The organism is Amycolatopsis bullii, assembly GCF_014654205.1.
In the GTDB taxonomy this organism is placed as follows: domain Bacteria; phylum Actinomycetota; class Actinomycetes; order Mycobacteriales; family Pseudonocardiaceae; genus Amycolatopsis; species Amycolatopsis plumensis.
The window spans coordinates 21,132-40,117 of sequence record NZ_BNAW01000029.1 but is presented as its reverse complement, the minus strand read 5'-3'; the positions used below and the strand labels follow the sequence as shown (position 1 = coordinate 40,117).

The 18,986-nt window shown below is 71.0% G+C and carries 19 protein-coding genes and 1 pseudogene; 6 read left to right on the top strand and 14 right to left on the bottom strand.

What is annotated here, in order from left to right; all coding sequences use genetic code 11:
- Window positions 1-104: 104 nt before the first annotated feature.
- Both IE317_RS27825 and IE317_RS27820 read left to right on the top strand, forming a co-directional pair.
- Window positions 105-1,052, top strand: coding sequence for an EamA family transporter (locus tag IE317_RS27825; RefSeq protein WP_191314303.1), 948 nt, complete (start codon window positions 105-107; stop codon window positions 1,050-1,052).
- A gap of 75 nt (window positions 1,053-1,127) precedes the next feature.
- Window positions 1,128-2,504: an amino acid permease gene (locus tag IE317_RS27820; protein WP_191314302.1), complete on the top strand. Its 1,377-nt coding sequence runs from the start codon at window positions 1,128-1,130 to the stop codon at window positions 2,502-2,504.
- A 119-nt stretch (window positions 2,505-2,623) separates the two neighbouring features.
- Here the strand turns inward: IE317_RS27820 and IE317_RS27815 are convergent, their stop codons facing one another.
- The 8 genes from IE317_RS27815 to thyX all read right to left on the bottom strand — a co-directional run bounded on the left by IE317_RS27815 (window position 2,624) and on the right by thyX (window position 11,863).
- Window positions 2,624-4,267: a VWA domain-containing protein gene (locus IE317_RS27815; RefSeq protein WP_191314301.1), complete on the bottom strand. Its 1,644-nt coding sequence runs from the start codon at window positions 4,265-4,267 to the stop codon at window positions 2,624-2,626.
- Between the two features lie 140 nt (window positions 4,268-4,407).
- Complete coding sequence (locus IE317_RS27810; RefSeq protein ID WP_373309131.1) at window positions 4,408-6,057, bottom strand: ribonuclease J; 1,650 nt, start codon at window positions 6,055-6,057, stop codon at window positions 4,408-4,410.
- Window positions 6,058-6,101: 44 nt separating this feature from the next.
- Window positions 6,102-7,115: a 4-hydroxy-tetrahydrodipicolinate synthase gene (dapA, locus tag IE317_RS27805; protein ID WP_191314299.1), complete on the bottom strand. Its 1,014-nt coding sequence runs from the start codon at window positions 7,113-7,115 to the stop codon at window positions 6,102-6,104.
- Between the two features lie 90 nt (window positions 7,116-7,205).
- Window positions 7,206-8,687, bottom strand: coding sequence for a serine/threonine-protein kinase (locus IE317_RS27800; RefSeq protein ID WP_191314298.1), 1,482 nt, complete (start codon window positions 8,685-8,687; stop codon window positions 7,206-7,208).
- A gap of 196 nt (window positions 8,688-8,883) precedes the next feature.
- Window positions 8,884-9,318 (bottom strand): hypothetical protein, encoded by a 435-nt coding sequence (locus IE317_RS27795; protein ID WP_191314297.1) that lies wholly within the window; start codon window positions 9,316-9,318, stop codon window positions 8,884-8,886.
- A gap of 24 nt (window positions 9,319-9,342) precedes the next feature.
- A complete protein-coding gene (locus IE317_RS27790; RefSeq protein ID WP_191314296.1) occupies window positions 9,343-10,584 on the bottom strand; it encodes an Nramp family divalent metal transporter in 1,242 nt (413 codons plus the stop codon).
- Window positions 10,585-10,721: 137 nt separating this feature from the next.
- Window positions 10,722-11,111, bottom strand: coding sequence for an ACT domain-containing protein (locus IE317_RS27785; protein WP_191314295.1), 390 nt, complete (start codon window positions 11,109-11,111; stop codon window positions 10,722-10,724).
- Window positions 11,111-11,863 (bottom strand): FAD-dependent thymidylate synthase, encoded by a 753-nt coding sequence (gene thyX, locus IE317_RS27780; protein ID WP_191314294.1) that lies wholly within the window; start codon window positions 11,861-11,863, stop codon window positions 11,111-11,113. The genes IE317_RS27785 and thyX overlap by 1 nt, the downstream gene beginning before the upstream one ends.
- Before the next feature lie 118 nt (window positions 11,864-11,981).
- On the opposite strand from thyX, the gene IE317_RS27775 reads away from it, so the two are divergent.
- Complete coding sequence (locus IE317_RS27775; RefSeq protein WP_191314293.1) at window positions 11,982-12,500, top strand: toxin-antitoxin system HicB family antitoxin; 519 nt, start codon at window positions 11,982-11,984, stop codon at window positions 12,498-12,500.
- Between the two features lie 12 nt (window positions 12,501-12,512).
- Entirely contained in the window at window positions 12,513-13,436 is a 924-nt protein-coding gene (locus IE317_RS27770; RefSeq protein ID WP_191314292.1) for a DUF4097 family beta strand repeat-containing protein, read from the top strand.
- A 145-nt stretch (window positions 13,437-13,581) separates the two neighbouring features.
- Here the strand turns inward: IE317_RS27770 and IE317_RS27765 are convergent, their stop codons facing one another.
- Entirely contained in the window at window positions 13,582-14,178 is a 597-nt protein-coding gene (locus IE317_RS27765; RefSeq protein WP_191314291.1) for a TlpA family protein disulfide reductase, read from the bottom strand.
- A gap of 1 nt (window position 14,179) precedes the next feature.
- Entirely contained in the window at window positions 14,180-15,394 is a 1,215-nt protein-coding gene (locus IE317_RS27760; protein WP_191314290.1) for a winged helix-turn-helix domain-containing protein, read from the bottom strand.
- Between the two features lie 113 nt (window positions 15,395-15,507).
- Here IE317_RS27760 and IE317_RS27755 point away from each other — a divergent pair, with 113 nt between their 5' ends.
- A complete protein-coding gene (locus IE317_RS27755; protein WP_191314289.1) occupies window positions 15,508-16,065 on the top strand; it encodes a GNAT family N-acetyltransferase in 558 nt (185 codons plus the stop codon).
- A 66-nt stretch (window positions 16,066-16,131) separates the two neighbouring features.
- Here the strand turns inward: IE317_RS27755 and IE317_RS44705 are convergent.
- Window positions 16,132-16,434: pseudogene (locus tag IE317_RS44705) on the bottom strand (GtrA family protein); the annotation flags it as partial.
- 246 nt (window positions 16,435-16,680) lie between these two features.
- On the opposite strand from IE317_RS44705, the gene IE317_RS27745 reads away from it, so the two are divergent.
- Window positions 16,681-17,199 (top strand): hypothetical protein, encoded by a 519-nt coding sequence (locus tag IE317_RS27745; RefSeq protein ID WP_191314288.1) that lies wholly within the window; start codon window positions 16,681-16,683, stop codon window positions 17,197-17,199.
- On the opposite strand, the gene IE317_RS27740 is transcribed toward IE317_RS27745, so the two are convergent.
- Genes IE317_RS27740 through IE317_RS27730 form a run of 3 tightly spaced genes read right to left on the bottom strand, consistent with a single transcriptional unit; the run spans window position 17,164 to window position 18,768 of the window.
- Window positions 17,164-17,343, bottom strand: a complete 180-nt coding sequence (locus tag IE317_RS27740) for a DUF397 domain-containing protein (protein ID WP_308443409.1) — start codon at window positions 17,341-17,343, stop codon at window positions 17,164-17,166. The genes IE317_RS27745 and IE317_RS27740 overlap by 36 nt on opposite strands.
- Window positions 17,344-17,356: 13 nt before the next feature.
- Window positions 17,357-18,190 carry a helix-turn-helix domain-containing protein gene (locus tag IE317_RS27735; RefSeq protein ID WP_191314287.1) on the bottom strand — a complete coding sequence of 278 codons (834 nt, stop codon included), beginning with the start codon at window positions 18,188-18,190 and terminating at the stop codon, window positions 17,357-17,359.
- A 23-nt stretch (window positions 18,191-18,213) separates the two neighbouring features.
- Entirely contained in the window at window positions 18,214-18,768 is a 555-nt protein-coding gene (locus tag IE317_RS27730) for a hypothetical protein (RefSeq protein WP_229902947.1), read from the bottom strand.
- Between the last annotated feature and the right edge of the window lie 218 nt (window positions 18,769-18,986).

Here is an 18,986-nt window from a genome sequence, read left to right as displayed (position 1 = left end):
CCGGTTCCCACCGGAAAGTAACGAAACGGACTCGGCACCCTCGTGACCCGAGTAACCGGGATAATCGTTTCGGCGGTGACGCCGGGGCACCTACAGTCGCGACGGTGACCACCGAACTCCCCGTCGTCGCGCCGCCCCGGGTTGCCCACCGGGGCCGCGGGACCACCTATGTCCTGCTCGCCGCCCTGTTCTTCAGCACGTCCGGCACGCTCGGCAAGTCCGCGATGTCCGCCGGGATCACGCCGCAGCAGGTGGCCGCGGCGCGGATCGCGCTCGCCGGTGTCGTGCTGCTCGCCGGGGTGGCGCTGGTGGCGCCGCGGAAGCTGCGGGTGCGCCGGGCCGATCTGCCCGTCCTGGCCGGGTACGGCCTGCTCGGCGTGGCCGGCGTGCAGCTGCTCTACTTCGTCGCGGCGGGCCGGCTCCCGGTCGGCATCGCCATCCTGCTGGAGTTCGTCTCACCGGTGCTCATCGCCTTGTGGGTGCGGTTCGTGCGGCGGCACCGGCTGCCCCGGGCGGTGTGGGGCGGCATCGCGCTGGCCATGGCCGGGCTCGCACTGGTCGCCCAGGTCTGGGAAGGCGTCACGCTCGACGGGCTCGGCCTGCTGGCCGGGTTCGGCGCGGCGCTGTGCTCGGCCGGGTACTTCCTGCTCGGCGAACGCGCGGTGGCCGGCATCGACCCGCTCGGCCTGGTCACCTGGGGCATGGTGATCGGCGCGCTCGCGATCAGCTTCGTCGCGCCGCCGTGGACGTGGCCCGTCGGGCTGCTCGACGCGGAAGTCGGGTTCGGCGTCTGGCACCCGCCGGTGTGGCTGCTGCTGACGCTGCTGGTGCTGGTCGCGACGGTTCTCGCGTACGTCTGCGGGACCTCGTCGCTGCGACACTTGCCCGCGTCGGTGGCGAGCGTGCTCGGCCTGGTCGAACCGGTGATCACGACGGTCGCGGCGTGGCTGCTGCTCGGCGAGCAGCTCGCCTGGCCGCAGCTGCTCGGCTCGGCGATCCTGCTGGCCGGGGCGTACTTCGTGCAGCGGAACTCGGAAGTCCTCGCCCGCTGAGCTTGCGCAAATTCTGCACCGGGTGCGGAGCGGGTGCGAAAATTCCGCCACCCACGTCCCCGGGGAGGAAGCACCTTGACCACCAAGTCCGGGCTGCGGCCCGACCTGCGGCAGCGGCACGTCCGGATGATCGCCCTTGGCGGCATCATCGGCGCGAGCCTGTTCATCGGCAGCGGCGCGGTGATCCACACCGTCGGGCCGGCCGCCGTGCTCTCCTACGCCATCGGCGGGCTGCTCGTCGTGCTGGTGATGCGGATGCTCGGCGAGATGGCGACGGCGGCGCCGTCACTGGGCTCGTTCATGGAGTACGCGCGCGACTCGCTCGGCGGCTGGGCGGGCTTCACCATCGGCTGGCTGTACTGGTACTTCTGGGTCGGCGTGGTCGCGTTCGAGGCCGTCGCGGGCGCGAAGATCCTGCAGGGCTGGATCCCCGGCGTCCCGCAGTGGGTGTTCTCGCTGGCGCTGATGCTGCTGCTGACGGCGACGAACCTGGCGTCGGCGCGGTCCTTCGGCGAGACGGAGTTCTGGCTGGCGTCGATCAAGGTCGCCACCATCATCGTGTTCCTGCTGCTCGGAACGCTGTTCGTGCTCGGCCTCTGGCCGGACGCGCACTTCTCGGTGGGCAACATCGGGCTCGACGGCTTCGTCGCGAACGGGCCGTTTTCGGTGGTCCACGGCGTGGTCATCGTGATCTTCTCGTACTTCGGCGCGGAGATCGTCACGATCGCGGCGGCGGAGTCCGACCAGCCGGAGACGGCGGTCCGGAAGGCGACCTCGACGATCGTCTGGCGTGTGATCGTGTTCTACGTCGGTTCGGTGGCCCTGCTGGTGATGATCACCCCGTGGCGCGAGATCCCGAGCGAAACGAGCCCGTTCGCGGCGGCGTTCGGCCGCTTCGGCGTCCCGGCGGCGTCGACGATCGTCTCGGCGGTGGTCCTGACGGCCGCCTTGTCGGTCCTGAATTCGGGGCTGTACACGGCATCCCGGATGTTGTTCGCGCTGCGGCGCCACGGCTGGGCGCCGGGCTGGATCGCGGACACGAACGCGCGCGGCGTGCCGTGGAAGGCGATCCTGGCGTCGACGTCGGTCGGGTACGTGGCGGTGGTGATGAGTTACGTGTCCCCGGACAAGATCTTCTACTTCATCATCAATTCGGCGGGCGCGGTGGCGTTGTTCGTGTACGCCATCATCTGCGGCTCCCAGATCCGGATGCGGCGGCGGCTGGAGGCGTCAGAACCGGAGAAGCTGAAGCTGCGGATGTGGGGCTACCCGTGGCTGAGCTGGGTGACGTTGGTGCTGACGCTCGTGGTCGTGGCCTCGATGCTGTTCGTCGACGAGGACGCGCGGGCGCAGCTGTACCTGAGCTTGATCAGCCTGGCGGTGATCCTCGGTGTCTACGTCCTCATCCGCCGGCGATCCCGCCGTGCGCCAACCGGCATCACGCGTGATTGAAGGGGCATCATGCGTGCTTGGCGAGGCAACTCGCGTGATTGAAGGGGCATCGCGCTGATGCCCCGCGGATCACGCGTGATGCCCCTCGGGACACGCGTGATGCCCGCCGGCGCACGGGCTCATCCGCCGGCGATGCGGGACAGGGCCCCGAAAAACACGTCCGTGATCTTCGCCGGGTCGGGGGCCACGAAGGCCTGGCCGCCGGTGGCCGCGGTCAGCTGGTCGAGTTCGGCCTTGTCCGCGTCCGGGCCGATGCCCACGCCGATCAGCGGGATCGGGCGGCGCGGGTCCTGGAGCTTCGCCAGCTCGGCCAGCAGGTCCTCGCGGGAGATGCCGTGCGGGTCGTCGTTGCGGCCGTCCGTCATCACGATCACCACGTTCAACCGGCCCGCCTCCCACTCCCGGCGGGCCGTGCGGTAGGTGTCGAGGACGCTGTCGTAGAGGCCCGTTCCGCCGTCCGGGGTGGCCTTCACCTGGTCCAGCTTCTCCAGGGCTCCGCTCGCCAGGTGCTGGGCGACCGGGGCCATCGGGAGCAGCTCGCGGTAGTCCTTGTCGCCGTCCAGGCGCGTCGAGAACGCCAGCATGCGCAGCTGGGTCGCCGGCTTGAACAGGTGCATCGCCTTCGCCGCCGCCTGCATCGTCACCTGCATGCGGTTCAGGCCCGTTCCCGGGACCTGCGCGTTCATCGAGCCCGACACGTCGACCAGCACCTGCACCCGCGCGCTGAGATTGACACCCGCCCACTGATTGAGCAGCTCGTCGACGGCCGGCGCGAGCGGGAGGTTCGCCGTCCGGATGCCCTGGGGCTGCACCCGCGGGTCGTCGGGGTGGTTGCGCAGTGCCTGGCCGCCCGCCGCGCGCAGGCCCGTGCGGGCGATCGCGTCCGCTCCGATGTCACCGAGCACCGCGTCGCGGAAGGCCTCGACGATCGGGCGCTGCTGCGGGCTGATCCCGCCCAGCTCCGCGAACGGGTAGTCCAAAGTGGGCACCGCCGCCGAATAGACCGCGACCAGCGGAGGCTTGGGGTCCTCGACGTTGTGGCGCAGCAAGGAGTTCTCGGACGCGGGGAACGCCGTCACCGCGGCCGTGCCGCCGCCGTCGCTCGAGCCCGGCAGCCGGGCGATCAGCTCCGTCTCCGCGCCGAGCGTGTTGGCGGAGAACCGCCGCAGCGTCGCCACGTACGCGGCCGACGGCTCGGGCGACGCCGCGACGCTGTCCCGCAACCCGAGCAGCGCCAGCGCGCCGACCGCGTCGCGGGCCGGGTCCGGCATCCCCGGCACCGCGCCCGGCGCGGCCAGTACCTCCGCCCAGGTGGGCACCCGCTCCGGCCAGCCGAGGCCCTTGGCGACGTCGGCGGCGACCGCGAGCACCACCGGCGAGCTCGCCACCGACGCGCCGGTTTCAGGGACGTCGGAGGCGCCGAGCTGGTGGGCGCGCCGCAAGGCGAGGGTGGAGTCCGGCACCCAGATCTGCGGCCGCGGGCTGCCGTCCGAGATGGCGAGCCGTTCGGCCGCCTGCGTCGCCTCCCGGGTCTGGATCTCGATGCTGCCGCACCCCAGGTCCAGACCGCGCGCGACGAGCGACAGCGCGGGCGCGATGTCCGCGGACGCGGTGACGAGGACCTTCGCGGGCTGCTCGCACGACGGCCGGGCACGCACGGTCGTCACCGTCACCCACGCGGCGGCTCCGAGGACGAGCACGAGACCGGTCGCGAGGGCGGGCACGAGCAGCCGGCGTCGTCTACCGTCCGAATGACGTCCCATCGGCGCGGCCTCTCTGCGCGAGGCGGGGTGGGATCAAGGTTATCCCGCGGGAAAGCGGTGTCCAGTGGGCCGGACGGCGTAACAAGCCGAAAGGCCGCACCGAGGGGATTCCCGGTGCGGCCTTCACGGACGGATCCGGTCTAGACCGGGATGACCGTCGGGACGATCATCGGGCGGCGGCGGTAGGTGTCGGCCACCCAGCGGCCCACGACCCGCCGGACCGCCTGGGCGATCCGGTGCGTGTCGGTGATGCCCTCGGCCTCCGTGCGCGCCAGCTCCATCTCCACCAGCGGCACGACGGCGGCGAGCGCCTTCGGGTCGTCGGAGAAGCCGCGGCCGGACACTGTGGGGCTGCTGACCGCGCGGCCGGTGCTGGAGTCCACCGCGACGCTGATCGAGATGAACCCGCCTTCGCCGAGGACCAGGCGATCCGACAGCGTCGACTCGCCGACGTCACCGACCGACAGGCCGTCGACGTACACGTGACCGACTTCGACGCGGCCGGTGCGGGACGCCTTGCCGTCCACGAGGTCCACGACCACGCCGTCCTCGGCGATGACCACGTTCTCCGGCGCGACACCCGTGCGGATCGCCAGCTCGCCGTTCGCGCGCAGGTGCTTCCACTCGCCGTGGACCGGCATGACGTTGCTCGGGCGCACCGCGTTGTACAGGTAGAGCAGCTCCCCCGCCGACGCGTGGCCGGACACGTGCACCTTCGCGTTGCCCTGGTGGACGACGTTCGCACCGAGCCGGGTCAGGCCGTTGACCACGCCGAACACCGCGGTCTCGTTGCCCGGGATCATCGAGCTGGCCAGCACGACCGTGTCGCCCGCGCGGATCGAGATCTGCCGGTGCTCGCCGCGCGCCATCCGCGACAGCGCCGAGAGCGGCTCGCCCTGCGAACCCGTCGAGACGAACAGGACCTTGCTCTCCGGCAGGGTGCTCGCCTGGTCGAGGTCGACGAGCAGGCCGTCCGGCACGTTCAGCAGGCCCAGCTCGGCGGCGATCCCCATGTTGCGGACCATCGAGCGGCCGACGAACGCGATCCGGCGGCCGTGCCGGTGGGCGGCGTCCAGCACTTGCTGGACGCGGTGGACGTGGCTGGCGAAGCAGGCCACGATGACGCGCTGGTCGACCTTCCGGATGACGTCGTCGAGGACCGGGCCGATGTCGCGCTCGGGCATGACGAACCCGGGGACCTCGGCGTTGGTCGAGTCGACGCAGAACAGGTCGACGCCCTCGTCGCCGAGCCGGGAGAAGCCGGCCAGGTCGGTGAGGCGCCCGTCGAGCGGGAGCTGGTCGAGCTTGATGTCGCCGGTGTGCAGGACCACGCCGGCCGGGGTGCGGATCGCCACCGCCAGTGCGTCCGGGATGGAGTGGTTGACCGCGAAGAACTCGAGGTTGAACACGCCGACGTCGCGGCGCTCGCCCTCGCGGACCTGGATCAGGTTCGGCCGCTGCCGGTGCTCCTTGGCCTTGGCCGCGAGCAGGGCGTTGGTGAACTTCGAGCCGTAGATCGGCAGGTCCGGCCGCAGGCGCAGGAGGAACGGGACGGCACCGATGTGGTCTTCGTGCCCGTGGGTGAGCACCAGGCCTTCGATGTCGTCGAGGCGGTCCTCGATCGCGCGGAAGTCCGGGAGGATCAGGTCGACGCCGGGCTGGTCGTCCTCGGGGAAGAGCACCCCGCAGTCGACGATGAGCAGCCGGCCGCCGTACTCGAAGACGGTCATGTTGCGCCCGACTTCGCCGATGCCGCCCAGCGCGACGACGCGCAGGGCTCCTTCGGGCAGTGCGGGCGGGGCGTTGGTGGGGCCTGGGCCGACGAGAAGTGAGCTCACCGAGGCAGGGTCCCAACGCTGGTGTGCGAGGTCGGCGCGACGTAGGCCGCTCGCGAATCTGCTTGTGCCACCCGCTCACCATGCCAGTCCTGGGCCGCCGTGTCGCCCAGCGGCACGCCGCCCTGGGCAAGATCGGCAGCGATCAGGGCTGTCTGCTCGCTCGTCGGGGCGACGATCGGCAGCCGCGGGTCGCCGATGTCGAAGCCACGCAGCCGCAGCGCCGCCTTGCTGAACGCGACCCCGCCGACCCGCGACATCGCGCGTAGCACCGGCAGCATGCCGCGGTGGTTGGTGCGCGCGGTGGAGGTGTCGCCGTTCTCGTAGGCGTCGATCATCGCGCGGATCCGGCCCGCGACGACGTGACCGATCACACTCACCACGCCGACGCCGCCGACGGAGATCCACGGCAGGTTCAGGCCGTCGTCGCCGGAGTAGTAGGCGAGGTGGGTGTTGGCGATGACCTCGGACCCGGCGATGAGATCGCCCTTGGCGTCCTTGACCGCGACGATCCGGGGGTGCTCGGCCAGCCGCAGCAGCGTGTCGACCTCGATCGGCACGACCGAGCGCGGCGGGATGTCGTAGAGCAGCACGGGCAGCCCGGTGCTGTCGGCGACCGTGGTGAAGTGCGCGAACAGGCCGGCCTGGCTGGGCCGCGAGTAGTACGGCGTGACGACCAGCAGGCCGTGCGCCCCGGCTTCTTCAGCCTGCTTGGCCTGCTCGATGCTGTGTGCGGTGTTGTTGGTGCCCGCGCCCGCCACGACGGTCGCGCGGTCGCCGACGGCCTCGACCACGGCGCGGATCAGGTCCTGCTTCTCCGCGTCGCTCGTGGTCGGGCTCTCGCCGGTGGTGCCGTTGACCACGAGGCCGTCGTTCCCCAGCTCCACGAGGTGCTCGGCCAGCTCCTGCGCCCGCTTCAGGTCCAGCGCGCCCTCGGCGTCGAACGGGGTGGCCATCGCGGTGAGCACGCGCCCGAACGGCCGTCCGGGCGCTGCGGTAGGTGGGTTGGACATGGGAAGAAGGTACCCCGAGGGTCCGACGAAAACCGCGTCGACCTGGTCACCAGGAGGATTTCCCGGAGTCGGCCGTTCGTCGCGGAACTTCTACTTGACCTTGGTCACGATCGGGGCCGTGATCGGCCCGCCGTCGGCGCGGGCGAGCAGGCAGTAGAACTCGCGGGCGGGTTCCTCGTTCTTGACCGGCGTGGCTTCCCACTCGGCCTGGGTGGGGACGATGGCGCGGTAGGTGAGGTCCGGCCGCCGGGATTCGGGCACGATCGACGACCGGAACGCGGTCGCGCACGCCGCTTCGGCACTGGCCGTCACGGCGGGCAGGCTCGGATAGGCCGCGATCTTGGCGTCGTCGGAGCTCCAGTTCTCCACCGAGAGCAGGTTCCCGATCTCGTAGACCTCCAGGGTGTGGCTCTTGCTGCACTCGCTCGACTTGTTGTCATCGTCGCTGATGATCGAGCCGTCCTGCACCGTGGTGTTGAAGCACCGGAAGTAGCCGCCGATGTCGGTGCGCAGCTGCCCGCCGACGCCGTAGGTCATGGTCGGCTGCTTCTGCTTGTCCACCGCGGGCGTCTCGTAGGCCTTGCCCGCGAAGAACCCGCCGATCAAGGCCGCCACGACCAGCACGGCGGCCGCCGCGAGCCACAGCGCGCGGTGGGGCTTCTTCGCGGGCGGCTGCGGCGCGGGGGCGCCGAGCATCGCCGTGCCGTGGGGCGGGGTGGGCCGCATGCCCTGTGCCGTGGTCAGCAGGTTCTGGGCCTGGGCCGCGGTCAGCCGCGCGTCCGGGTTGGTGACGAGCAGGCCGAGGATGGCCGCCGCGATCGGGCCTTGGCCGCGGGTCAGGTACGGGATCTCGGTCATGATCGCGTGCAGCGTCGCGGCGGTGGTCGCGCGTTCGAACGGAATCGAGCCTTCGACGGCGAAGAACAGCGTCGCGCCGAGGGACCACAGGTCGGACGCCGGCGTCGCGTCCCGGCCCTCGACGCGCTCCGGCGCCATGAAGGCGGGCGAACCGACGATCATGCCGCTGGTGGTCAGCCGCGGGTCGTCGACGGCGTGGGCGATGCCGAAGTCGGTGAGCTTCACGCGGCCGTCCGGCGCGACGAGGATGTTCGCCGGCTTGACGTCCCGGTGCACGATCCCGGCCGTGTGCGCGGCCTGCAGCGCCGCGAGCACCCGCTCCCCCAGCCGGGCGGCCTGGGCGGCGGGCATCGGGCCGCGCTGCCGCACGAGGTCGGCGAGGCTGGGCGCTTCGACGAGCTCCATGACGATGAAGGTGGTCCCGCCGTCGGTGACGACGTCGTAGACGGTGACGATCGCGGGATCGTTGAGCCGCCCGCCGGTGCGCACCTCCCGCAGGGCGCGTTCGGAGAAGACGGCGGCCGACTCGGCGTCGGGCAGCCGCAGTTCCTTGACCGCGACCTGCCGCCCGATGACCTGGTCCCGCGCCCGCCACACGACGCCCATGCCGCCCCGGCCGAGTTCGCCGAGCAGAAGATAGCGGCCCGCGACGACCCGCTGACCAGGCGTGATGGGTGCCTGCGGCGGATAGGGTCGGGTCTGTTCGTCGGTCACGGTGCTCCTTTTGGCGGCGGTCGCGCAGATGCTAGTCGGACCGCCGCGGGGCGCCGCGGGTTCCGCGGAATTCGTGCCCGGACCGGCGTGCTTGCGGGTCGGCTCGCCGAGCCTAGGGATAATTGTCACAGCGACGAGGCAGTAAATAACCGCCACATCACTGGGACAGTTATCCCTAGGGAGCCGAAGGGTGGGGTCAGCGGTGGGTTTCGCCGCGGTAGGGCAGCCAGCGGTAGCCCGGGGCGAAGTCGCTGAACTCGGCGCGCTTGCCCGTCGCGGCCCAGATGTCCTCGGACACGACGAGACCGGGGAAGATCGTCAGGTCCGGCTCCGCCATGAGCTCGTCGCAACTGCGGAACCCGCCGGTCTCGACGCCGGCGAGCGCGTAGCGGTACACCGGCGGCGCGGTCCGCAGCAGCCAGTAGAGCCGGCGCCCGGCCGCAGTCATGGCCGTTGCGTCCTCGGGCGAGCCGATTCCGGACCGGCTGAGACCTTCCGGGGTCACCCCGCACCACCAGCCGGGGCCGTCGGAGAAGACCCGCACCGGCCAGCCGTCGAAGTGCCGGGCGAGGTCGCGGGCGTGGGTCTCGCGCTCCCCGCATTCGGCGTTGAGGGCGAAGATCCAGGCCATGGCCGCGTGTCCCCGTTCCTTGGGTCAACCGGTGACCGTGAGGTAGATGAGCACCAGGTTGAGAGCGATGATGATCGCCGCGATCACCGAGGCCGCCACCGTCGTCGAACGGCGGTTCACGTCCTCCCCCATCAGATCACGGTCGGCCGTCAAGCGGATCAACGGCACCAGCGCGAACGGGATCCCGAACGACAGCACCACCTGGGAAACGACCAGCGCCGCACTGGGATCGGCGCCCAGGGCGAGCACCACGATCGCCGGGGTCAGGGTCACCAGGCGGCGCAGGACCAGCGGAATCCGCTTGTGCAGCAACCCCTGCATGATCATCGCGCCCGCGTACGCGCCCACCGACGTCGACGCCAGGCCCGAGGCCAGCAGGCCGATCGCGAACAGCAGCGCGACGCCCGGGCCGAGCGCCGCGGCGACCGCGCCGTGCGCGCCCTCGATGCTGTCCACGCCCTCCTGGCCCTGGAGGTTCGTCGCGGCCAGCAGCAGCATGCCGAGGTTCACCGCGCCCGCCAGGAGCATGGCGAAGCCGACGTCGACCCGGGTCGCGCGCAGCAGGCGGTGCCGCCGGACGCCGTCGGGACGACCGTGGCGGTCGCGGACCAGGCCCGAGTGCAGGTAGACGGCGTGGGGCATCACCGTCGCGCCGAGCATGGCCGCCGCGATCAGGACGCTGCCCGAGCCGTCGAACTTCGGGATCAGGCCCCCCACCGTCGCCGCGGCCGACGGCGGCTCGACGAACAGGCTCGCCAGGAAGCCGACGGCGATCACCACCAGCAGGCCGGTGACGACCCGCTCGAACGTGCGCTGGCCGCCGCGGTCCTGGACCGCCAGCAGGGTGAGCGACACCGCGCCGGTGATCAAGCCGCCCACGATGAGCGGCAGGTCGAACAGCAGGTTGAGGGCGATCGCGCCGCCGACCACCTCGGCCAGGTCGGTGGCGACGGCGACGATCTCCGCCTGCGCCCAGTAGGCCAGCCGCGCGGGCCGGGACAGCCGGGCGCGCAGGGCCTCGGGCAGTGACCGCCCGCTGACCAGCCCGAGCTTCGCCGAGAGGTACTGCACCAGCACGGCCATCAGGTTCGCCGCGACGATCACCCAGACCAGCAGGTAGCCGTAGCGGGCACCGGCACTGATGTTGGAGGCGACGTTCCCCGGGTCGACGTAGGCGATGGCGGCGACGAACGCCGGGCCCAGCAGGGCCGACCCGGTGCGCAGGCGGGTCACCAGTCTCGGCCGGACAGCCTCGGTCACAGCCATGACGCCCACCTCTCGAAAACCGGATGTCGGGGACCCTAAACCGAAGTTTAGGAGCTCCGAACTTTGTTTTTCAAGGGTGACGGCTCCCACCCTCGACCCCGGATACCCGGTTCGACGGCGGTGAAAAGTGCGAAAAGTCAGGCGACCTCGTGGCCGGACTCGCGCAGGGCGGCGACCGCGTGGTCGAGGTCGCCGGCGCGGACCAGGATGTGGTCGGTGTCGAACGTCGAAAGGGAGAACAGCGCGACCCCGGCCGCGGCCAGCTCCGAGGCCAGCGCGGCGATGATGCCGGTGAGCGTGAACTCCAGCGGGCCGCGGACCGACAGCAGCCGCCAGCCGTCCTCGGCCGCCGTGGCCCCGCCCGGCTCGCGGCCGGCCGGGCAGATCACCGACAGTTCCTCGGGCGTCCGCGTCACCGAAACCAGGCCGTCGCCCGGCTCGAGGAGCTCGGCGGGCACCGCGGCGTCCGCGGGCAGCCGCACGACGGCGTACTCGCCGGGCCGGACATCGATTGCGAGTCGCTTCATCAGGCTTCCAGCACCTTCGGGCTCGTGGCGATTTCGGTGCCGTCCGGCAACGTCGAGATGGTGAAGTCCGCGAACACGTTCGGCGCGGCCTTCTGCAGCTCCCGCAGGCACTCCACGGCCAGCTCGCGGATCTCCACGTCGGCGTGCTCGGTGGCGCGCATGGCGACGAAGTGCCGCCACGCCCGGTAGTTCCCGGTGACGACGATGCGGGTCTCGGTCGCGTTCGGCAGCACGGCGCGGGCGGCCTGGCGGGCCTGCTTGCGGCGCAGGGTCGCGCTCGGGACGTCGGCGAACTTCTCCTCGAGCCCGGCCAGCAGCTCGGTGTAGGCCTCGACGCTCGCCCGGGTCGCGGCGACGAACTTCTCGTGCAGCACGGGGTCGTTCGCGATGATCTCCGGCTCGACGAACTCGGCGTCGCGTTCCGGGACGTACCGCTGCGAGAGCTGGGAGTAGGAGAAGTGCCGGTGCCGGATCAGCTCGTGGGTCAGCGACCGGGAGATGCCGGTGATGTAGAAGGTCACCGAACCGTGCTCCAGCACCGAAAGGTGCCCGACGTCGATGATGTGCTCGAGGTAGCCGGCGTTCGTCGCGGTGGCCGGGTTCGGCTTCTTCCACGACTGGTAGCAGGCGCGGCCGGCGAACTCGGCGAGCGCTTCACCGCCGTCCGCGTCGGTCGACCACGGCACGTCCCCGGGCGGGAAGAACTCGGTCTTCGCGATCAGCTGCACTCTGGGTGACACGGTTCCGGTCACTCGGCACTCCTTCTCCCGGCTCCCGCGCAGCCTAACCGCGTGAGGGCGATCACTTCCGGGGGACACGTGACACCACGCCGACCTTGACTGACATCACGGATGACGTCATAGTGATGTCATGGACCTGACGCCGTACATCGCCAACCTTCGCGAGGACCTCGCGAACACGGCTGCCGCCGGGGACGAGCACACCCGGCGGGCGGCCGCGCTGCTGTCCTCCGCGCTCGAGCCCGCCGTCCGCCTGACCCTGATGAACGCCCTCGCCGACCTCGCCGCCGAGGTCACGGCCGCGCTGCCGGGCCAGGTGGTGGACGTCCGGCTCGACGGCCGCGACGTCCGGGTGGTCGTCACCGGTGACGCCGAGGAGACGACGTCACGGGCGACACCACGTGACACCACACCGCCGCCGCCGATCGACGGCGGTGACATCAGCCGGATCACCCTCCGGCTGGTCGAGCAGATCAAGGGCCAGGCCGAACGGGCCGCCGCCGCGCAGGGCATCTCGCTGAACACCTTCGTTTCGCAGGCGGTCCAGGGCGCACTGGGCCACGGCGCGCTCGGCGGGGGCGGGAGCCACAAGCACCACGGCAAGGGCGGCGGGAGCGGATCGCACCTGCACGGCTGGGTCGAAGGCTGAGGGGACGAGACGATGAGCGAAGAACAGACCACACCGGCCGAAGAGCCGAACGACGAACTGGTCCGGGTCGACGAGTTCGAGACCGACGTCCCGCTGGAGCTCGACCTCAGCGTCACGATCGGCCGCGTCGAGGTCGTCCTCGAGGGCGACTCCGGTGCGCGCGTCGAGCTGCGGCACGACCAGGGCGAGCAGCAGCCGTGGGTGGCGGGGGTCAACAGCCTGCTGTCCTGGGTCGGCGAGCGCTTCGGCGACCAGCTGGGCGTCGACCCGAGTGCCTCCCCCGCCGAGGCGGTGCGGCAGAGCCGGATCGAGAAGCTGGGCAACCGCCTGGTCGTGAGCGCCCCGAAGGCCTGGCAGCTGCGCAACGTCGCCCTCGCGGTGAAGGTGCACGCGCCGGCGGGCTCGCACGTCGAGGTGCGGGCGGGCGCGGCGGACGTCACCGTGACCGGCTCGGCCGGCCGCGTCGACTTGCTGACCGGCTCCGGCGAGGTGAAGCTCGACCGCGCCGACGGCTCGGCCACGATCCGCACCGGCAGCGGCGCGGTCAAGCTCGGCCCGACGCTCGGCGGGCTGCAGCTGCGCAGCGGCAGCGGGCACGTCGAGGCGTCGTCGATCAGCGGGTCGGCGACGCTGGCCACCGGCACCGGTGACGTCTGGCTCGGCGCGGTCTCCGGCGAGGTGATGGCCCGCACGGGCAGCGGCGACCTGTCGGTGGCCGACGCCGCGTCGGGCACGCTCGACCTGATCACCGGCTCCGGCGAGGTTCGCGTCGGCATCCGCGGCGGCACGTCCGCCGAGGTCGACCTGACCTCCAGCGGCGGCCGCGTGTCCAGCGAACTGGACGTGGCCGACACCGCCCCCGAGGGTGGCGTGAAGCTGAAGGTCCGCGCCCGCACGGGCACCGGCAACGCCGTGGTGACGCGCGCGGCGGGCTGAAACAACCGGGCCTCGGGCCCGGGCCGGGGGCTCCGGCACCCGGAGCCCCGAAGAACGGGCTGAGTAAAAGGGGGAGAACGGGCCGTTCCCGGTAGGGGTGCCGGGGACGGCCCGTTCGCGCGAAATACCGGAGAAAGCGCGGGTCTTATTCCGCCCGCACTCGTTCCAGCGCCGGACGCACGTCCTCTTCCAGGATCGACCCGAGGTAGACCGCCGCCACCCGCTGCTGCTTGTCGACGATGAGCGAAACCGGGATACCCGCCAGCGGGATGCCGCGCAACTGCAGGGCGACCCGGCCGGACGGATCGAAGATCGACGGGTAGCCGACGCCGAAGTTGCTGATGAAGTCGGCCGCGTACTGGCGGTTGTCGCGGACGTTGATGCCCAGGACTTCGATGCCCTCGCTCCTGCCCGCGTCCGCGATGGCCTTCAGGGTGTGCGTTTCCGCGCGGCACGGCCCGCACCACGCACCCCAGAGGTTGAGCAGGACGACCTTCCCGGCGTGGTCGGACAGGGACACCGTCTCACCGGGGTTCACCACGTTCGGCCCCGACAGCTCGGCGGCCTTCTTGCGTTGCTCGAGCGGGTAGAAGATCTGCGTCTGCCCACCTGGCGAATCGAACTCGAAGGTGTTCTCCTGTGCCACGGCATCCTTGCCCGTGGCACACGAACTCGCCAGCACGAGCAGGGCGACCGCCGGCACCACCGAGCGGAGCAGGGTCCGGGCCCTTTCGGAGTTCATCTCAGCGGACCAGTTTCGCCAGTGGCGCAGCGAGGTCGCCCCGCTCTCCCACCGCCACGCCGGACAGCCCCAGCCACTCCGCCATGTGCTTCAGCTCCGCGGCCAGCTCCGGCAGCACCCGCGCCACATCCACGCCCTCCTCGGCGAACGCCCCCTGGACCCGCAGCACTCCCGCCGCGCGGTCGGACTTGAGGTCGACCCGCGCGACCAAAGAACCGTCGAGCAGGAACGGGAACACGTAATACCCGTACACCCGCTTCGGCTCCGGGACGTAGATCTCGATCCGGTAGTGGAACCCGAACAACCGCTCGGTGCGGGCCCGCTCCCAGATCAGCGGGTCGAACGGGCACAGCAGCGCCCGGCCCGTCACCGCCCGTGGGGTCCGGGCCGACGTGTGCCGGTAGGCCGGCTGCTTCCAGCCGCGGACCGCGACCGGCTCCAGCTCCCCTGCCTCCACCAGCTCCGCCACCGCCTGGCGGGCCGGGGCCGGGCCGAGGCGGTAGTAGTCGCGCAGGTCCGTCTCCGTCGCCACGCCCAGCGCTCGCGCCGACCGCGAGATCAACCCCCGCGCGCCCTCCTCCGCCGACACGGACCGGGACAGGATCTCCGGCGGGACCACCCGCTCGGTCAGGTCGTAGAGTCGCTCGAAGGAGCGCCGCGTGCCCGTGGTCAGCTGGCCGATGCCGAACAGGTACTCGCAGACGCGCTTGACCTCCGACCGCTCCCACCACGAGCCCGGCCCGCGGCGCTGGGCGTCGGCCTCCACCGCGCGCTCGATGCCGCCCGCGCCGATCGGGCCCAGCTCCTTGACCACCGACAGAATCTCGTCAACCAGGCCCGGGGACTTCTCGATCAGCGACCCGTAGTGCCGCCACCAGCCGTCGCGCTTGGCGCCCGAGCGGATCAGCGGCCAGTCCTCGATCGGCAGCAGGCTCGCCTCGTGCGCCCACGTCTCCACCAGCAGGCGTGGCTGACGGGCCGAGTGCTTCCACGCCGCCGCGTCCAGCAGAGCCGGGTCGTACGCGCCCAGCCGCGCGAACACCGGCATGTAGTGGGCCCGGACCGCCACGTTCACCGAGTCCAGCTGCAGCAACTGGACCCGCGACAACACCCGTTTCAGGTGCTGCCGCGAAGGCAGGCCGGACGGACGCGGGTCGGTGAAGCCCTGTGCGGCCAGGAACGTCTTCCGGGCCGTCGAGACGCTGATCGTTTGCATGGTGAGGTCATGGTGCCACCCACCACCGACAAAAACCGGGCCCCCAGTCCATCCATGCCCCCACCACCGCCCTCAACGGAGGAGCTGCGCTCCGCTGTACTAATTTCAGGCCCATGAGCGACGCCGCCGTCCGTCCCGCCGATCTGTCCGACGCCGCGGAGATCGCCCGCATCCAGCGCGAAACCTGGCACGCCGCCTACGAGGACCTGCTCGGCAAGCAAGCCCTCGCGCAACTGGACGCCACCGACCTCGCCGGCACCTGGACCGAAACGATCGACTACCCCGGCAGCCTCGTCTACGTCGCCACCGAGGGCGAGTTCACCGTCGGCTTCTGCGTCGCCGGCCGCGCGCCCGAAGACGAGGTCGCCCAGGCCGACGGGAGCCTGCCCGAGGACGCGGACACGACCGGGCTGATCGCCACCCTGCTCGTCGAGCCGCGGTGGGGCCGCCGGGGCCACGCCGGACGGCTACTCGCGACGGCCGCCGCGGGCCTGCGGGCCGACGGTGCCTCCCGCGGCATCGCCTGGGTCGCCCAGGGCGACCACGCCACCCTCGGCTTCTACCGCCGGGCCGGCTGGAACCCCGACGGCACCGTCCGCACCCTCGACACCGGCGACCGCATGGTCCGCGAGGTCCGCCTCACCGGCACCCTCGACCTCACCCTGAGCTGAGTCCCGGAAGATCACCCACCGCATCACGGCGTACATGAACACGCCCTCGCACGCACCCGCGACCAGCCGCGAGACGTGGTATTCGACGCCCAGCGCCGTCAGCCCCGCGCCCACACCCAGCAGAAATGCCGCGTAATTGACAGCGATCGCCACGATGTAAAGCCCGAGCTGGATTCCGACGGCGGCGTGGGAATGGAAGTTGAACGTCCGGTTCAGCGCGAAGCTCAGCCCGAACGCGCAGACGTAAGCCAGCGTGATCGCCAGCCACACCGGCCAGCCGAGCACGCCGTGGAAGACGGTGAGCAGCCCGAGGTCGACGCCGAAGGTGAACCCGTTGATCAGGCAGAACCCGAGAAACGTCGGCGCCACGATCCGCGACAGACCCAGTGGCAGGAAGCGCACGACGGTCCGGCAGAGGGCGCCGAATCGGTCAGCGGGCGTACGGGGTCGGTCGGCGGCCACCCCGTCAGTGTTCCGGCGGGAGGTGACCGGAAGCCGTCCGGCAGGTGATCTTCTGGTGCGGACCACCCGCCGAAGACGGGGGCTAACCCCCGTGCGCGGTGATTTCGAACTGATAACTTGGAAGAACGCGAGCGATATTCAGGAGGTGACACGATGAGCTGGATCCTGCTGACGCTGGGCGTCGCGTTCGGTTCGGCCATCGTGCCGCTGATCAACGCCGAGGTGTTCCTGCTGGGCTTGTGCGCGAGCCAGCCGGGGCTGCACTGGCTGTGGCTCGGGGCGGCGGTGGCCGTCGGGCAGATCGCCGGGAAGACGCTGTACTACCTGGCCGCGCGCGGGACGATCAAGCTGCCGAAGCCGCTGCACGACCGGCTGCACCGCGAGCGCCCGCTGACACCCCGGCGCGTGCGCTGGCAGCTGCGGACGAAGCGGGTGCGCGGATGGGTCGACCGGCTGCGCGAGCGGTGCCACCGGCACCCGCACTGGATGGCCGGGACGTACGGGGTGAGCTCCCTGGTGGGGTTGCCCCCGTTCATGGCGACGAGCGTGCTCGCGGGGCTGGTGCGGATGCGCCTGGCGACGTTCTTGACGACGGGTCTCGCCGGAAGGTGGATCCGCTTCAGTTTGATAGCGGCTTCACCTGCGGTCTTCGCGGGCTGGCTCCACCACTGAGATCAGCGCGGACCAAGCGGCGCGCGAGACGGTGAGCTGGCCCAGGTGACGGGCTTTGGTGTCCCGCACCCCGACGGTTTCGGCGAGGAAAACCTCGACGCATTCCGTGTGTGTGGTGTAGCTCGACTTCCGCCACGTGAGCACGATGCCTCCGACCTTATCGCGCCGCCTCCCGAAGCAGGTCCCGCGAGGCGTCTTCGGTCAATGCCTTGTCCTGCAAGAGCTTAACGAGCTTCTGATACCTGACGGTAGCCTCCAACTCGTTGACGAAGGCGCAGGCATGATGATGCTCGATGAACACGATCGACGGCTCACTTGGAAAGTCGAATAAGGCGAACATGCCATTCTTGCCCGGGTGATACTCCACGTCGGCAGGCACGATACGCACTGAAATGTTAGATGTAACAGCTAACCGGAGCAGGTGGTCGATCTGGTCCGACATGATGTCCGCATCGCCGACCACCTCGCGGATCGCCATTTCGGAGATGATGGCATTGAGCCGGACCGGCTCGTAACCGGACAAGATCCGCTGCCGTTTCAGGCGAGCCACCAGCCGCGCATCGACATCCTCAGCCTTGATATCGGAAGCGGAGAGCAAGACGCGCGCGTAGTCGGGGGTCTGCAGCAAGCCAGGAATGATCAGCGGGGACCAGTTGGTGATCAGGCTGGCCGTCCGCTCGCACTGCATCACCGCCGTGAGCGCGGCGGGCAGGTCGGACGGGTTGGAGTCTAGCCAGTTCAGCTCCCTCGCGTGCCGCACCAAGTCCAGGATCCGGCTCGTCACCACCCGATCCACCCGCAGATACCCGAGAATCCGGGCCACCTCCTCGATCGGCGGCACCCGGATCCCCAGCTCCCACTGCGACAGCAACCGCGGATCCACTTCCAGGGCCCGGGCCAGCTCGCGCAACCCGAACTTCCGCGCTTCACGCACCTCACGCAGCGACGCGGACAACGCCCGGCAACCCGGAGAAGACGAAGTCGGTTTCATGCGGCCGATAGTACGAACCGCGCTCATTTCCCGAATGAACGACAACTGTCAGCGAATTGCCACACCCCGGTTCCCAGGACCGCGACCGGGAAAGCCCACCCGCCGATCGGCTCCGCCGGCACCGCCACCAGAAAACAAAACGCCGAAAACCCACCGAGCCCGCGCAGCACTCCGCGCGTGGTCGCCGCGGCCGCCGCCGGACCGGCTTGCGCCAGCGCGAACACGGCCACCACGCTCGTCCCGGTCGGGAAGGGCGCCAGCACGCCCGTCAGGTCCGGGCCGAGGCGTCCGGCCGCGGCCGTCAGGGCCGGCACGAGCGCGGCCGTCGCCACCACGCGGGCGGGCAGGTCCCACCACGGCAGCCGCACCGGCCCTGCTTCCCCCGGCTCCGGCAGGAACCGGATGCCCGCCCAGGCCGCCGCCCACGCCAGCCCGAGCGCCACCCACACCGGCACCGGCGCGAAGGACAGGGCCAAATCCAGCGCCAGGCAGACGAGCCAGCCGACCACCAGTGCGCCCACCCAGCCGCGGGCCCGGGACACCCGCGCGAACACCACGGCGAACGCGGCCAGCGACACCAGCCCCAGCAGCGACGCCGTCGCCGCCCGGGCGACGAACGCCGGGCCGTGCTCCAGGTAGGTGATCAGCAGGATCGGCCCGGCGACGACCGGCAGCGTTCTCTTTGGAGTGGGCTCCCAGCAGGCCGGTCAGGCCCGGCCCCCAGCGCCGTCCGGCCAGCGACGAGCCGACCACCAGCAGCGGAGCCAGCACAAGCTTCAGCAGCAACGTCACTGCG